This window comes from Sphingobium sp. Ant17 (assembly GCF_000588875.1).
GTDB lineage: Bacteria > Pseudomonadota > Alphaproteobacteria > Sphingomonadales > Sphingomonadaceae > Sphingobium.
The window spans coordinates 1-14,236 of sequence record NZ_JEMV01000014.1 but is presented as its reverse complement, the minus strand read 5'-3'; the positions used below and the strand labels follow the sequence as shown (position 1 = coordinate 14,236).

Genomic DNA, 14,236 nt, shown 5'->3' with positions numbered 1-14,236 from the left:
TTTCAGCAGCAAGGTGAGAGTTCAGCGATCAGCGGCGCGCACACTTGCGCGTTGCCGCCGCAGCAATCCTTGAGGAGAAACAGGGTCAGCGCCCGCAGCCCGTCAAGATCGGCGCGGTAGATAATCGATCGGCTATGGCGTTCGGAACGCACCAGGCCTGCCCGGGTGAGAATACCAAGATGCGCCGACATGGTGTTTTGCGGCACATCGAGCTGGCGCGCGATTTCTCCCGCAGCCAGGCCATCGGGTTCATGCCGCACCAGTAGCCGGAAGGTGTCGAGCCGCGTCCCTTGTGCCAAGGCGCTCAAAGCGGTGATTGCCAACTCATTTTCCATATATCCAGCATAATGGATATATTTTTGAGTGCAATTGCCGTTTAGCGGTAGCACCGTGAGTTAGTTCGCAAGTGGTGCAGAGCTGGTCCGCTCTCCTCCTGCGTCGGGTAGTGAAAGCGAGAGCGCCGCATCGGCAACCCGCGCATTATCGACCGTTATGGGCGATTGTTCATCTCGGCCATGGCTCCCCGCGTGATTTCCCATGCCGAATGCAGGAATAGCAGCGCAATAATACCAGCGACAGCAAGGTCAGGCCATGCTTGTCCAGTCCAGGCGACCAGCCCTGCCGCAGCGATCACGGCGATATTTGCCAGAGCATCGTTGCGGCTGAACAGCCAGATCGCGCGGACATTGGCGTCACCTTCACGAAAACGAGAGAGGACAAGAGCGGCGCTTACATTGATTATCAGCGCTACCACCCCGATCCCGCCCATTAGATCGGCTTCAGGCGCGACAGCGTTCATCGAACGCCACATGGCAAATCCGATAACACCCAGACCCAGCGCTCCGAGGAAAAGGCCCTGTGCGAGGGCGATTCTCGATCTCGCGTGAGCAGTCCAGCCCAAGGCGATAAGGCCGAACAGGGAAATGGTCCCATCGCCGATAAAGTCGAGCGCATCCGCCTTGAGCGCCTGGCTATCAGCAATAAACCCGCCGACGATCTCGACCAGACCGAAACCAAGGTTGAGCAGGATGACGATCCACAGAGCACGGCGATACGCGGGGTCGCGCTCCGCCCGCTTCGTATCGCCGGTACAGCCGCATGAGGGGGTTTGGATTTCACTCATACGCTATTCCTACAATCTACAGTAACTATAGAAGCAAGTAGAAAATTCGGTCTTTACGGAGCACCCTGCCTTACGCAGATGGCGCAAGATCGACGGTCTTATCTCGCTTGCGACGATTGAACGAGAAGCCCGTGGCAATTGCCAACACCATGAGAAGCTGGGCTATGATGGATTGCCAAGTGGGAAATATGCCTAGCATGGAAAGTCGGGGGCCGTTGGCGATCGGCGCTATGCCGATGATTCCGGCCTCTTGCAGTGCCCCCACGCCTTTGCCAGCAAGAACCACTGTCAGCCCCGCCATCAGCCACGAACTGTAAGCGAAAACCTTAGCAATCGGGAGCTGGCGGCTGTAGCGGAGCATGGCCCAGGCGATCACGGCGAGGATCGCGACCGCTGATCCTGCCCCGGCGAGCAGCGCGCTGCCATTCCCCTGCGTCCACAGCGCCGCGTAGAACAGGATCGTTTCAAACACCTCACGATAAACCACCACGAAGGCCAGCCCAAAGAGGAACCAGGCGGAGCGGCCCGACAGCGCGCGCGCCATCTTTTCTCTGATGTAGCGTTGCCATTGATCGGCTTGTGCCTTGCCGTGCATCCATATCCCGACCGAGAGCAGGACCACTGCTGCAAATAGCGAACCGAACCCCTCCGTCAGCTCTCGGCTCGCGCCGCTGATCCCGATTGCATAGGTGGCCACCACCCAAGTCAGCAGGCCGGCCACAAGCGCTCCGACCCAGCCACCATGTACATAGGGTAGCACTTCCGAGCGTTCCGCTTTGCGCAGGAAGGCGATCATGGCGACGACGATGAGCAGGGCTTCCAAGCCTTCGCGCAACAGGATCGTAAACGCGCCGAGGAAGGTCGATGCATCGCTGGACGCGCCAGGGGCCAGCGCGGCCTCGGCATTGTCGAACAGATCGTTGAGGACGAGCGCGCGGTTCGCCAGATCGTCGGACCCGGCACCCTGATCGATTGCAGCGCGATACTCGCCCATCGCGCCTTCGATACGTGCGAGCAGCGTTGCATCGCGTGCGCCCAGCGTCGGCTCTACCGGTTCGAAGCCGTCCAGGTAGGCGGACAGCGCCAATTCCTTCGCCGCACGACGATCTCCCTTTCGGGCGGCATCGAGGCTCGCTGCCAGCTTCTGGCGCACCAGTGAGAGCGACGCAGGAGCCTGTTCGATCACAGCGTCAGGATGGCGGCGGAGATAAGCCATGACCGCCAAAGCCCGTTCCTCGCCGATATGATCGGCAAGCGAGGATGGCGTGAGCGCCACGAGTGTCTGGAGGTCGGGCACCTGTTGGCGGAGCGACGGATCAGTCTTCCACAGCCGCTCCCCTTCCCGCGCCTGTTCGTCGGTCAGGGCGAAGCTGCCGGCGCGGAACGCCAGCGCCCAACGGTCCTGACTTGGCAAGTCGGCGAAGCTCTGCATCGCCGTTCCGTCGATGCCTTGGCCTATGACCTGGTATAGCGCAAATACGCTACGCTGGCGGGCGCGCTCGATGTCGGTGAACGCGATCGGCGGCGTCGTGAGCTTGGCCGCGTCGGGGCCATGCCCGTTCCCTGTCGTGCCGTGACAGGCTGCGCAGCTGGAGCCGAACAGAGCCACCCCCCGAGCAAAGCTCGGCGGCGTCGCCGGGGCAAGCGGCACAGGGTAGGCTTTCAGTAGGTCGGCCGCGAGTCCGCGCGCCAGCGTCGCGACTTCCTGCGGCGTTCCCTTGCGCGCGATCACGCTCTGGAGGCGTGCCGCTCTTTCAATCAGCGCTGCCCGTTCAGGCTTGAGAGGCAGAGCGACGAGCTGCGCGGACACGGAACCTGTGAATTCCTTCATTTCGGCATATTCCGAAACGCTCGTGATCCGCCCCCCAGCGACCGCGCCACCATAATCGACGGCGACATAGTCGAGCAGCCGCCATGCGGTTTGCACGTCGTTCTGGTCCGTAGTTGGTGCAGCGCGCAGCGCAGTGAGCGGCAACACCAAACCTAATAGGATAGCCGCCGCAATGAGCATCAAGCGCATGGAGGTGGTACGGATCGGGCCTGCGGAGGGCGCGTTGATGGCAGGGGCGTGGTGGAGTGAGGGCGTTGACATGAGCGCCCCCTACAACCTCTAGCTACTGTAGGATCAAGGGATTTGCGATCCGCTCGCATTAATAATGTTGGCGACCGGTGAGGCTTGTGTCCCTGGTCGCTTTGAAGAGGATAGCAATCAAATCCTCGAGCGCATGGAGGATAGAAGGTTATCGATGTTCGCTCGACTCATGCTGCAGGTCGAGCGATGGCCTGTATGACTCGACATTCCGCCATCGTCTTGGCGCAGCAACCCGCCGCGCTCATGGCTGCGAGCTCGTCGCGGAGAGCGCTTAGCTGTCTAAGCCGCTGTTCTACATCGGCCAGATGACGTGCTGCGATGTTCGCCGCTTCCCGGCAATCGCGCTCTGGCTGATCGGCAAGTGCAAGCAGCGATCGAACCTCGTCGATCGAAAAACCAAGCCGACGAGCATTACGAATGAAGTTCAATCGATCAGTATCGGGTAGCCCATAGGTTCGCCGTCCCGAGGCCGTTCGCACTGGTTGGCCCAGCAGTCCAATTTCCTCATAGAAGCGGATGGTCGTCACTTTGGTGTCAGTCGCACGCGACAACTCGCCGATTTGCATGTGGTTTCCACGATCTTGAGTGCGACGCGCAATGCTCATTCTACAGTGACTGTAGTTTATACGGAAATGGCGTTGAGCTGGTCAAGGCGGATGCGCGCCAGCGCGCAAGAGCTTCACGCGTTCCGCCAAGCCTCCCGAGGCGCGAGGCGGACAGGGAACACCAAGGGCGCTGCCCTTTCGTTCCCGAACGACAATCTTGTCGCCCGTGTAATCCGCCAAGCGCGGCACCCGACGCCTTGGAGGCGTCGACCGCGCTAAGGCCGCTCGCCCGCGCCAGCGGCAGATTCTCGCCCTCCCTCCCCATCCCGTTCCTCGCCGGAACGGCAGGGTTGCCCGGCCCACGGCCTTGCAGCCATGCCCAGATGAAAGAAACGAGTGATGCAGAACCCTGAACAGATCGATGCTATCCGCCGCTTGAACGATGCTGCGCGTGCAATCCCCGGCGTCACGTCCGTCACCAATGTCACGATGGGGTTTCAGGCCCTCTGCGATGCGGACCGTTCCGCCGCATTGGTGTTGATCGCGCGGTTCTCGAAATTCGACGACAACAATGCCCCTTATGGTGAGCATGACTTCGGGGCCGTCTTCCGTCTCGCATCGGGTGACTGGACGCAGGACCGGCCCGATGATGACAAGGTGATTGCAGTGACCGTTTTCTGGAAGATCGACTATTACGAGCCAAATTTGGCTTTCGGCAGCGAGGCCCCGTGGGACGAGGATCGCACCAAACGTGTGCTTACGATCATGTTATCGAATGAATACTGAAACTTACCCGATCGGACCGGCAGTTTGGCGACGCCTATATTCTTCTGACCTTGCAACCGGCCAGCTAAGTGATTTGTTGAGAAATCACGATAGACAGAGTAAAGTTAACGGGGAAGGATGATTGGGATGGCGCAGATCGATCTTGAGACATTTCGTGAGCGCGTTCGAGGCATGGACTTCGAGCGCGGCACACCCGAGCAGGTCGCACTCTGGCGCGAAGATGTTGCCGATGCGCGCGCCAATCTGATTATTGAGGACATGACGCCCAGTGATGACGACGATGCCCTTTTCGCCATAATGCTCGACGAGGGCGCTCCCCCCTCACTGATGGCATCGATCATTCTCGGTCTTTACAAGCCGGGAATGCACCCCGCCGCAGGCTGACGTTGGGCGACGACCCTTATACCTATCCCGGCACCGACATCCTGCGGAACCGGCTTGGGATCACCGGTGATGCCACGCTCAACGAAGCCGAGCGGCGGTTGACGCTGGCGCGCGGCGCACAGGTTGCACGCCAGTCTTTTCCGGGTTCAGCAGATGGTTATCGCACCTTGCACAAACATCTGTTCCACGACCTCTATGATTGGGCAGGCGAGGATCGCAGCATCAACATCTCCAAGGGCGGGTCTAGCTTTGCCGCCACTCCCTATATCGCTAGCGAACTCGACAAACTGTTCGCGGACATGGCGGCGAAGAATGGGTTTCGCGGCCTCGCGCGCGATGAATTTTTCGACCGACTTGGCAACCACGTCAACGAACTCAATACCATTCACCCCTTCCGCGAAGGCAATGGCCGCACGATGCGCCATCATGCCGCCCAGGTCGCGCGCGAAGCGGGACATCCCATTCGTATCGCCTCTATCGATAAGACACTCTGGATGGACGCGTCGCGGCATGGTTTCCTGACAGGTGATCATCGCGCAATGGCGTCCGTGCTCGCTGCTGCTGCGGTCCAGCGCGATGCCGCCCCGGAGGCGCGCATCGGCGCGCATGGCATCGCCTTGCTTCCCCAGCGCGCGCCCCCAACCGGCCAGCGTTACCGCATCACCTTGAACAAGGTGCGCGAGGAACTGGAGCGGTATCTTCCGACCGCTCGCCAACAGGCTGGCGAGCGTCTGAGAACGCTGATCGGGCAGGATGCGCCGTCTGAGAAGATCGCCGCCGCCCGCACCGAGCTGGCCTATGTCCGGCACGCCAAGGGGCCAGTCTATCAATCCCATCTTCTGACTTATCTCGGAGTGCGGCAGGTCGATGCCGTTATCTCGGCCGAGCAAACGCCGCTGGAGCGCGTGCGGGAGATTGGTGCGGCCTTGGGCGTGCAGATCAATGCCCAGCAGCCGGTACAGCTTCAGCGCGCTGTTCGCGCGCTGGAACGACCGATCCTGCCGCCCGGCCATGCGCCGGGGCAGGAACGTCTTGCCGCCGTGTTCCTGAAGAATTCGCCAGAAAACAACCTGGCCGACACCCGGCTGTCAGTCGCGCAAATTATCGTCGATACGGCCATGCAGGCCGCACGCGAGCGTGGCGAAAGCGCGCGTATGGTCACTTCCATCGGGCAAGCGACCCGCCAGCTCGTTGCCGATCGCATCAGAAGCGGCGGCGCGCTCGAAGCCGATTTTGGCAATTCGATCTCGCCGGCCTCACCGCCGACTAAGGACCGGAGCCGCTAAAGTCGGCGGCTTCCACCTTGTCAGGGAGCCGTATCGGGTGGCAACTTGACGATCTGCCGGTGGCGCCGGAGTAGGCCGACGCCATCGAAGCTGGTCAGGGTTGCTTGTGAATGGCGGTCACTTCACCGGCGCTGCCGGTCAGCGTCAGATCAAAATCGACTTTGTCGCCGACCTTGGTTGCATCGATGATTGCGGGCGCTGCTTTGAACGCCATTGTCATCGCCGGCCACTTGGCTTCGAGGATCGGGCCATGATCGAGCGTGATCGTGCCCGCCGTATTGTCGATGGCCATGACGGTGCCATGGCCCTTGGCCTTGGTCGGTGCAGTAGCTGCCGGGGGCATATCGCCCATGTCGCCATTCATGCCGGTGGCGGCAGGTGCCGCCTGGTTGGTCTCAGTCGAAACCGGCGTTTTCCGCTTTTTTGCCGCAGGCGGCAGTCAGGGCGGCGAGGCCGAGAGCGATAGTCAGTCGTACAGAGTTCATGGTCTTCTCCTTGCAGGTTAAACAGGTTGGTGGAGGGGCTGTGCCCGCCGCCGGCGGAGCAGCAGATAGGCGGCGGGCAGGACGAACATGGAGAGCAGCGGCGCTGTCAGCATGCCGCCGATCATTGGTGCGGCTATCCGGCTCATCACCTCCGAGCCCGCACCCGATCCCAGCAGGATCGGCAGCAGGCCGGCGAGGATTACCGCGACCGTCATCGCCTTGGGCCGGACGCGGAGCAATGCGCCCTCGCGCACCGCCGCCTCGACCTGAGCAGCATCGGGATCGGCACCGCATTCCTCCAGAGCGTTCTTGAGGTAGATCAGCATCACCACGCCGAACTCCGCCGAAACGCCGGCTAGCGCGATGAAGCCGACCCCGGTCGCGACCGACTGGTTGAAGCCCAGCAAATAGAGAATCCAGAAACCGCCGGTCAGGGCGAACGGCAAAGTGCCCATGATCAGCGCGGCCTCGTCGAACCGCCCAAAGATCATGTAGAGCAGCACGAAGATGATCAGCAGCGTCGCGGGTACGACCAGCTTAAGCTTTTCGACGGCGCGCTGAAGATATTCGAACTGACCCGAATAGGCGATGCTGACACCTGGCGAGAGCTTGACCTGTTTCGCGACCGCGCGCTGGAGGTCGCCGACTACCGAGGCGAGGTCGCGTCCCCGCACATCTACATACACCCAAGTCGAGGGTCGGGCATTCTCGGTCTTGAGCATCGGCGGTCCCTCGGTGATCGAGACCTTTGCCACCGTTCCGAGCGTGATCTGCTGGCCCGATGGGGTCAGGACCGGGAGTGTGCGCAATCCTTCGAGGCTGTCACGCAGTTCGCGTGGGTAACGAACGCTGATGGGGTAACGCGCCAGCCCCTCGACCGTCTCGCCGATCGTCGCGCCGCCGATCGCGCCCGATACGATAGCCTGCACGTCGGCTATGTTGAGACCGAACCGGGCGGCGGCGGCGCGGTCGATGTCGACATCGACATAGCGCCCGCCGGTCAGCCGCTCAGCGAGCGCGGAAGAGACGCCGGGCACGGTCTTGGCCACCGTCTCGACATCATGCGCGATGCGATCGAGTTGGACGAGATCCGCGCCGGAGACCTTGACCCCGATTGGGCTCTTGATCCCGGTAGCCAGCATGTCGATCCGATTGCGGATCGGCGGCACCCAGACATTGGCGAGTCCGGGGAGCTTCACCGTCCGGTCGAGTTCGTCGATCAGCTTGTCGGGCGTCATTCCCGGTCGCCACTGGTCGCGCGGCTTGAACTGGATGGTGGTCTCGAACATTTCCAGCGGCGCCGGGTCGGTCGCGGTCTCGGCGCGGCCGGCCTTGCCGAACACGCTCTCGACCTCGGGCACGGTCTTGATCAGCCGGTCGGTCTGTTGGAGCAGTTGCGAGGCTTTCGCCGCCGACAGCCCCGGCAGCGCCGAGGGCATGTAGAGCAGGTCGCCCTCGTCGAGGTTGGGCATGAACTCGCCGCCGAGCCGGGCAAGCGGCCAGGCCGTGGTCGCGAACACCAACGCCGCGATCAGCAGCACCGTCTTGGGCTTTTGCATCGTCCAGTCGAGCGCGGGCCGATAAGCATTCGTCAGCCAGCGATTGACCGGATTGGCCTGCTCGGCTGGGATGCGGCCCCGGATCAGCCAACCCATCAGGATCGGCACCAATGTCACCGACAGGATAGCCGCCGAAGCCATCGCATAGGTCTTGGTGAAGGCGAGCGGCGCGAACAGCCGCCCCTCCTGCGCTTCCAGCGTGAAGACGGGCACGAAGGAAAGTGTGATGATGAGCAGGCTGAAGAACAGCGCCGGGCCAACCTCGGCAGCAGCATCGGTGACGACCGACCACCGTGTCGGGCTATCGAGCGCCTGATCCGGATGGTCGTGCTCCCAGCGTTCGATCTTCTTATGGGCGTTCTCGATCATGACCACGGCCGCATCAACCATCGCCCCGATGGCGATCGCGATGCCGCCCAGCGACATGATGTTGGCGTTCACCCCCTGGAACCGCATCACGACGAATGCCGCCAGGACGCCCAGCGGCAGCGTCAGGATCGCGACTAACGCCGAGCGGACGTGCCAGAGGAACAGGCCGCAGACGATGGCGACGACGATGAATTCCTCGACCAGCTTGTGGGTAAGGTTCTCGACCGCGCGATCGATGAGCTGCGAGCGATCATAGACCGTCACCACCTCGACGCCGGGCGGCATGCTCTTCCTGAGATCGGTGAGCTTGTCTTTGATTGCAGCGATCGTCTCACGCGCATTCTTGCCCGAGCGCAATATCACCACGCCACCGGCGACTTCGCCTTCGCCGTTCAATTCGGCGATGCCGCGCCGCATCTCCGGACCAATCTGGATGGTAGCAACGTCGCCGAGCGTCACCGGCACGCCGCCGGCGGCGGTTCTGAGCGGGATTGCCCGGAAGTCATCGAGCGTCTTCAGATAGCCCGAGGCGCGGACCATATATTCGGCTTCGGCCATCTCGAGGACCGAGCCACCCGCTTCCTGGTTGGCCTTTTGAATGGCATCGACCGCCTGGGCGTGAGTGATGCCGTAAGCGGCGAGCTTCACCGGATCGAGCAGTACCTGATATTGTTTCACCATGCCGCCGATGCTTGCGACCTCGGCAACGCCGGGCACGGTTTTCAGCTCGTAGCGAAGAAACCAGTCCTGAAGCCCGCGAAGCTGTGACAGGTCGTGCCGGCCGCTGCGATCGACCAGCGCATATTCATAGACCCAGCCAACGCCGGTGGCATCGGGACCGAGTGCGCTGCGGGCGCTTGCGGGCAAGCGCCCCTGCACCTGATTGAGATATTCGAGGACGCGGCTGCGCGCCCAATAAAGGTCGGTGCCGTCCTCGAAGATCACATAGACGAAGCTGTCGCCGAAGAAGGAATAGCCACGCACCGTCTTCGCCCCCGGCACCGACAGCATGGTGGTGGTCAGCGGATAGGTGACCTGGTTCTCGACGATCTGCGGGGCCTGTCCCGGATAGGAGGTGCGGATCACCACCTGCACGTCGGAGAGATCGGGCAACGCGTCGATTGGGGTCGAACGCACCGCCCATAAACCGGCGCCGACCAGCGCCAGCAAGCCGATCAGGACGAAGAAGCGGTTATTGACCGACCAGCGAATGAGATGGGCGATCATTGGCCCGCGACCTTCGCCATGCGCCGCACAGTCGGGCCGGCGGAAGGCTGGTCGAACCCGAAGCGGACACGATCGCCCGTCTTCAGGCCGCGCACGATCGCCGGTGTGCCGAGCTGGAAGGTCATGGTCATCGCGGGCCAGCTGATCGCGGGCACCGGCTCATGGCTGAGCGTCACCGAGGTGGCGGTGATCTGCTCGATCTTGCCCGTCGCCTCGTAGAGCGACGTGGCGGACCTGGCGGCGGGTGCCGCCGATACGGCCCCGCCGATCGGCCGCGCCTCGACGCCCGACAGGCTCGCTTCGGAATCGATGAGGAACTGGCCTGACGCGATGATCTTCTCGCCTGCGCTAAGGCCGGCCAGAATCTCGGTATCGCCGCCGGCCTCCCGTCCGGTTTGCACCTCGGCCGGCCGATAGCGGCCCTTGTCGAGTGCGAGCATCACCAATGTCCGCTTGCCCGTGCGGATCAGCGCTTCGGATGGCACGAGCAGCGCCGGTTGCGTGGCTCCACCGAACGAGACAGTCGCGAACATGCCAGGCCGCAGGCGTCCGCCGCGATTGGGCAGTTCAATCCGAACGGTCAGCGTCCGACTGTCGGCCTGGGTCTGGGGCAGGATCGCGGAGACGCGACCCGACAGGGTCTCGCCGGGGAACGCGGCAAGCGAGGCCTGCACGATCTGGCCGGGCTTGAGCGGTCCCGCGATCGCCTCTGGTACGGCCGCATTGAGCCAGACCGTGCCAAGACCATTGACCTCGGCGAGCGTTTGCCCCGCCACCATGGTCATGCCGGCGCGCACGTCCAATGTTTTGATGACCCCGCCGGTCGGCGTGGAGATCGTAACGACATTGTGCGGCCGCCCACTCCGCTCCACGGACGCGATGGTGCCAAGTGGCATGCCGAGCAGCATGAGCCGCTGGCGCGCAGCTTGAATTAACGCAGCGTTCCCAGTACGGCGGACCGCCAGAAACTCGGCCTGTGCGCCACCCCAGTCGGGGACGAGCAGGTCGGCGAACGGTGCGCCCGCGCCGACGATGTCGCCGGGCGCCCGGGCATAGACCCGTTGCACGAAGCCGCCCGCGCGCGCCTGGATGATCGCGACATCGCGCTGGTTGAAGTCAATCGTGCCGGTAGCGGTCAGACTGCTCGCGAGTTCCCCGCGTCGGACGGCGACCGTGCGGAGCCCAAGCGATTGCGATGTCGCCGGATTGATCCCCACGCCGGGTGCGTCGCTCCCGCTCCCATCGGCATATTTGGGGACGAGCTGCATATCCATGAAGGGCGACTTGCCAGGCGCGTCGAAATGCTGCGACGGCACCATCGGGTCATAATAATAGAGCGGCTTGCGGCCCGCGTCGGCGGATCGCATCGCGGGAGCCTCGCCCCCACCGAGATGGGCGATGCCATAGCCTGCTCCGCCGGCAACCAGCGCGAGCGCTGCGGCGGCCAGTCCCAGCCGTGCGCGGGGTGACATTTCGAGGCTCATCGTGCGTCGCTCCGATAGGTGAGAGTCAATCGGGCGCCGTCGGCGGCGACCAGGGCTTCACGGTCGAGGGTATCGAGGCTCGCATCGGCGAGCGCGGCATAGGCGTCGGCGATATCGACCAGACTGGCGCGCCCTGCTCCGTAGCTGACTGTCTCCAGTTTTACCCGCTGCTCGGCCAGCGGCTGCAGCGTGCTTTGCGCCCGCATCCATTGTTCATGGTGCATGAGATGATCGCCGATATCGGCTTCGAGGTCGGCGGCGAGCGCGCGCTGCGCGGCTTCGCGTTCGGCTAGAACCCGCCCGGCATTTGCCTGGGCTGCCGCGATCCCGGCATTCTGGCGATTGCGGGTGAAGAACGGCAAGCTGACCGTCACGCCGGCCGAGACATAGTCACCGAAACGCGGATCACGGCGCTGATAGGCGAGGTTGACGCCAAAGTCGGACCGCCGCCCGGCATCGGCCACGCGCACATCGGCGTCCGCCTGCCCGGCCTGGGCATCGATCATCTGGATGGTGGGATGGCGATCGAGCCCTGCCCGCAGGCTCGCTGCATCGACCGGGAAATCCGGGATCGAGCCAGCGATCTCGGGCGCAGGATCCCCGGTCCAGCGCGTCAGTGTCGCGCGTGCCCGCGCCACGTTCGAAACCAGTTCGCTTCGGCGATCCTGCATCATCGCTATGGCTTGCTGTCCGGCCAATGTCTGGGCTGGCCGTGTGCTGCCAGATGCGACCGCGCTCGGTGTCGTTCCCACCACATGCTCGAGACGGGATAGGACATCGTCGAGCGCGGCAAGCCGCCGCTCGGCATAGGCGAGAGTAATCCACGCCAGCGCCGTCCCGACTTCGACCGTGCGGGCCTCGACGGCGGTGTCGGCCTCGGCCGCCCTGATGTCGCTGTCGGCGCGCGCCTGCTGGGCATGCCGCCTAGCGAGATTGGGAATATCCTGGGACACGCCGACCCGCGCCATCGTAAAGTTGTCCTGGCCGGGTTCGAACGCCAGCGGACCCGATATGGGGAAGCTGTCGATGCCGACCGCCAGGGTCGGGTCGGGTAGCGCCCCAGCTGCACCGCGCGCCGAATGCGCCGCGTCAACGCCCAGCGTCTTTGCCCTGATAGACGGCGCTTCCTGCCGGGCGCGCTGCAGCGCTCCGTCGAAGGTGAGCGGCCCGGCATACGCAACGCCCGGGATCGCCACGAGAAGTGGCAGACATAGTAATATTCGCATGAAAATCTCCTGATCGTGGGATCAGGCCGGCGCGGCGCTATAGGATGGGACAGGCTAAAATCGGCGGAGCGAAGCGTGCTCCGCCGATGCCGCAGACCTGGCCGTCAATAAGTACCGGACCAGCCAAGGCCTGTCCTAGCCGGCCCTCGCGCCTGAAGGAGACCCCGCACCGGGCACCGTCGGCATGCAGGCGGCTTCAGCCGTGGCGCCCATCTTCATCACGTCGCAGCCGCAGTTTGCCATCTGCGTGGCATCCGGCACCCAGATGCGCCGGGCTGACTGGAGGGGCGCACGCGGCCCATATTGTGGAACTTGACGCCATTCATAATGGCCTTGGGCCGGGGTGGAAGAGAGGTGGCCGGGTTTGTCTGAACAGGGATCGGCAACGGTTAAGTGGATCGTCTGCCGGGTTCCTTGCCTTGCCAATATGGGGCGTCATGCAGGGAGGGCGTAGCCCGACTGGAGTGACGCCCCGTATTGGTTGCCAAATTCATGCTGCCATCATTACCGGCAGGTTGTCAAAATACGCCTGATCCGGCGTCCTGGCGGCGAGGCTCGAATGTGGCCTCCTTCCATTGTAGAAGCTCAGATAACGACCGATCGACTCGCGGGCTTCGCTGACCCCGCCGTAGGCGCGGAGGTAAACCTCCTCATATTTCACCGAGCGCCACAGGCGCTCGACCATCACATTGTCGCGCCAGGCGCCTCGGCCATCCATGCTGATGGCGATTTCCTCGCGCAGCAGCACGCTGGTGAAGGCGTGGCTGGTGAACTGGCTGCCCTGATCGGTGTTGAATATCTCCGGTTTCCCGAAGCGCGTCAACGCTTCCTCCAGCGCTTCGACGCAGAAGTCGGCCTCCATCGTGATCGACACCCGCCAAGCCAGGACTTTGCGGCTGAACCAGTCGACGATGGCCACGAGATAGACGAACCCCCTCGCCATCGGGATGTAGTTGTAGCGCGACGATTACGGTGTCCGGTCGGCGTCAATTTTGATGGCCGATAGGTGGCCGCGCCGGTTGGTGAATTCTGGCTACCATTTGCTGTTGCGAGGAGCAACCGTCGAGCGACAATTACGACGCTGGGTAATTGTCGCTGGCGCTGGCCGGAAGCGAGGGTTTGAAGCGCATGGGATGGTTGGCATGTAATTGCCGCTGGCGACAATTACCCGTTGCCTCAGCAAGGGTGCTCCCGAGCGCGAAGCCAGCGACAATTATGATGGCCGGTCCGGGGCGCCATTGGGCGGGTCGTAATCGCCGGCGTGATGCGGGCGACGGCGGAACGCTTGCGGTAGCTTTCGCCGTTCATCTCGATGATGGTCGAGTGGTGCACGAGGCGGTCGATCGCGGCGACAGTCATRGCGGGATCAGGGAAGACGTTGTCCCATGCCGAAAATGGCTGGTTGGCGGTAATGGCGAGCGAGTGGCGTTCGTAGCGGTGGGCGATGAGCTCGAACAAGGCGCTGGTCTCGACCTGGTCCTTGCGGACGTAGGACAGATCGTCGAGCACGATGAGATCGAACTTGTCGAGCTTGTCGAGCATGGCGGGTAGGCTGAGGTCGCGGCGCGCGGACTGGAGCTTCTGGACCATGTCGGTGGTGAGACAGAACAGGACGCCGCGCCCGTGTCATGAGGGCATGACCAATGGCGGCAACTGCGTGCGTCTTGCCG

General features: G+C 63.2%; 11 protein-coding genes and 2 pseudogenes. 3 read left to right on the top strand and 10 right to left on the bottom strand.

The features are described 5' to 3' along the window. Nucleotides 1-2: 2 nt before the first annotated feature. The 4 genes from BF95_RS08360 to BF95_RS26250 all read right to left on the bottom strand — a co-directional run bounded on the left by BF95_RS08360 (nt 3) and on the right by BF95_RS26250 (nt 3,781). Entirely contained in the window at nt 3-335 is a 333-nt protein-coding gene (locus BF95_RS08360; RefSeq protein ID WP_043150795.1) for an ArsR/SmtB family transcription factor, read from the bottom strand. Nucleotides 336-490: 155 nt separating this feature from the next. Beyond that, a complete protein-coding gene (locus BF95_RS08355; protein WP_043150793.1) occupies nt 491-1,123 on the bottom strand; it encodes a cation transporter in 633 nt (210 codons plus the stop codon). Between the two features lie 70 nt (nt 1,124-1,193). Beyond that, on the bottom strand, nt 1,194-3,143 hold the full coding sequence (locus BF95_RS08350; protein WP_043150791.1) for a cytochrome c/FTR1 family iron permease: 1,950 nt from the start codon (nt 3,141-3,143) through the stop codon (nt 1,194-1,196). 239 nt (nt 3,144-3,382) lie between these two features. Continuing rightward, nucleotides 3,383-3,781, bottom strand: coding sequence for a MerR family transcriptional regulator (locus BF95_RS26250; protein ID WP_081764085.1), 399 nt, complete (start codon nt 3,779-3,781; stop codon nt 3,383-3,385). Nucleotides 3,782-4,159: 378 nt separating this feature from the next. Between BF95_RS26250 and BF95_RS08345 the strand changes: the two genes are divergently transcribed. The 3 genes from BF95_RS08345 to BF95_RS08335 all read left to right on the top strand — a co-directional run bounded on the left by BF95_RS08345 (nt 4,160) and on the right by BF95_RS08335 (nt 6,216). Further along, nucleotides 4,160-4,546, top strand: coding sequence for a DUF3768 domain-containing protein (locus BF95_RS08345; RefSeq protein WP_043150790.1), 387 nt, complete (start codon nt 4,160-4,162; stop codon nt 4,544-4,546). 126 nt (nt 4,547-4,672) lie between these two features. Next, nucleotides 4,673-4,930, top strand: coding sequence for a hypothetical protein (locus BF95_RS08340; protein ID WP_043150859.1), 258 nt, complete (start codon nt 4,673-4,675; stop codon nt 4,928-4,930). Nucleotides 4,931-4,932: 2 nt separating this feature from the next. Then, entirely contained in the window at nt 4,933-6,216 is a 1,284-nt protein-coding gene (locus BF95_RS08335) for a Fic/DOC family protein (RefSeq protein WP_043150788.1), read from the top strand. A 94-nt stretch (nt 6,217-6,310) separates the two neighbouring features. Here BF95_RS08335 and BF95_RS08330 read toward each other — a convergent pair whose 3' ends face one another. From BF95_RS08330 to BF95_RS08305, 6 genes and pseudogenes are all read right to left on the bottom strand, one after another. Beyond that, nucleotides 6,311-6,568, bottom strand: coding sequence for a copper-binding protein (locus tag BF95_RS08330; protein ID WP_235209640.1), 258 nt, complete (start codon nt 6,566-6,568; stop codon nt 6,311-6,313). Between the two features lie 150 nt (nt 6,569-6,718). Beyond that, the gene (locus BF95_RS08325; protein WP_043150786.1) at nt 6,719-9,856 is read right to left on the bottom strand and encodes an efflux RND transporter permease subunit; all 3,138 of its coding nucleotides are present in this window, start codon (nt 9,854-9,856) and stop codon (nt 6,719-6,721) included. After that, nucleotides 9,853-11,340, bottom strand: a complete 1,488-nt coding sequence (locus tag BF95_RS08320; RefSeq protein ID WP_043150784.1) for an efflux RND transporter periplasmic adaptor subunit — start codon at nt 11,338-11,340, stop codon at nt 9,853-9,855. Before BF95_RS08320 ends, BF95_RS08325 begins: the two co-directional genes overlap by 4 nt. Further along, nucleotides 11,337-12,566: a TolC family protein gene (locus tag BF95_RS08315; RefSeq protein ID WP_043150782.1), complete on the bottom strand. Its 1,230-nt coding sequence runs from the start codon at nt 12,564-12,566 to the stop codon at nt 11,337-11,339. Before BF95_RS08315 ends, BF95_RS08320 begins: the two co-directional genes overlap by 4 nt. Before the next feature lie 490 nt (nt 12,567-13,056). Next, nucleotides 13,057-13,518: pseudogene (locus BF95_RS08310) on the bottom strand (transposase); the annotation flags it as partial. A gap of 224 nt (nt 13,519-13,742) precedes the next feature. Then, nucleotides 13,743-14,236: pseudogene (locus tag BF95_RS08305) on the bottom strand (ATP-binding protein); the annotation flags it as partial.

Bases quoted from the DNA above. Each gene is read 5' to 3' on its own strand.
- BF95_RS08340 (WP_043150859.1), top strand. From the start codon at position 4,673: ATGGCGCAGATCGATCTTGAGACATTTCGTGAGCGCGTTCGAGGCATG.
- BF95_RS08345 (WP_043150790.1), top strand. From the start codon at position 4,160: ATGCAGAACCCTGAACAGATCGATGCTATCCGCCGCTTGAACGATGCT.
- BF95_RS08355 (WP_043150793.1), bottom strand. From the start codon at position 1,123: ATGAGTGAAATCCAAACCCCCTCATGCGGCTGTACCGGCGATACGAAG.
- BF95_RS26250 (WP_081764085.1), bottom strand. From the start codon at position 3,781: ATGCAAATCGGCGAGTTGTCGCGTGCGACTGACACCAAAGTGACGACC.
- BF95_RS08325 (WP_043150786.1), bottom strand. From the start codon at position 9,856: ATGATCGCCCATCTCATTCGCTGGTCGGTCAATAACCGCTTCTTCGTC.
- BF95_RS08320 (WP_043150784.1), bottom strand. From the start codon at position 11,340: ATGAGCCTCGAAATGTCACCCCGCGCACGGCTGGGACTGGCCGCCGCA.
- BF95_RS08330 (WP_235209640.1), bottom strand. From the start codon at position 6,568: ATGGGCGATATGCCCCCGGCAGCTACTGCACCGACCAAGGCCAAGGGC.
- BF95_RS08350 (WP_043150791.1), bottom strand. From the start codon at position 3,143: ATGCGCTTGATGCTCATTGCGGCGGCTATCCTATTAGGTTTGGTGTTG.
- BF95_RS08360 (WP_043150795.1), bottom strand. From the start codon at position 335: ATGGAAAATGAGTTGGCAATCACCGCTTTGAGCGCCTTGGCACAAGGG.
- BF95_RS08315 (WP_043150782.1), bottom strand. From the start codon at position 12,566: ATGCGAATATTACTATGTCTGCCACTTCTCGTGGCGATCCCGGGCGTT.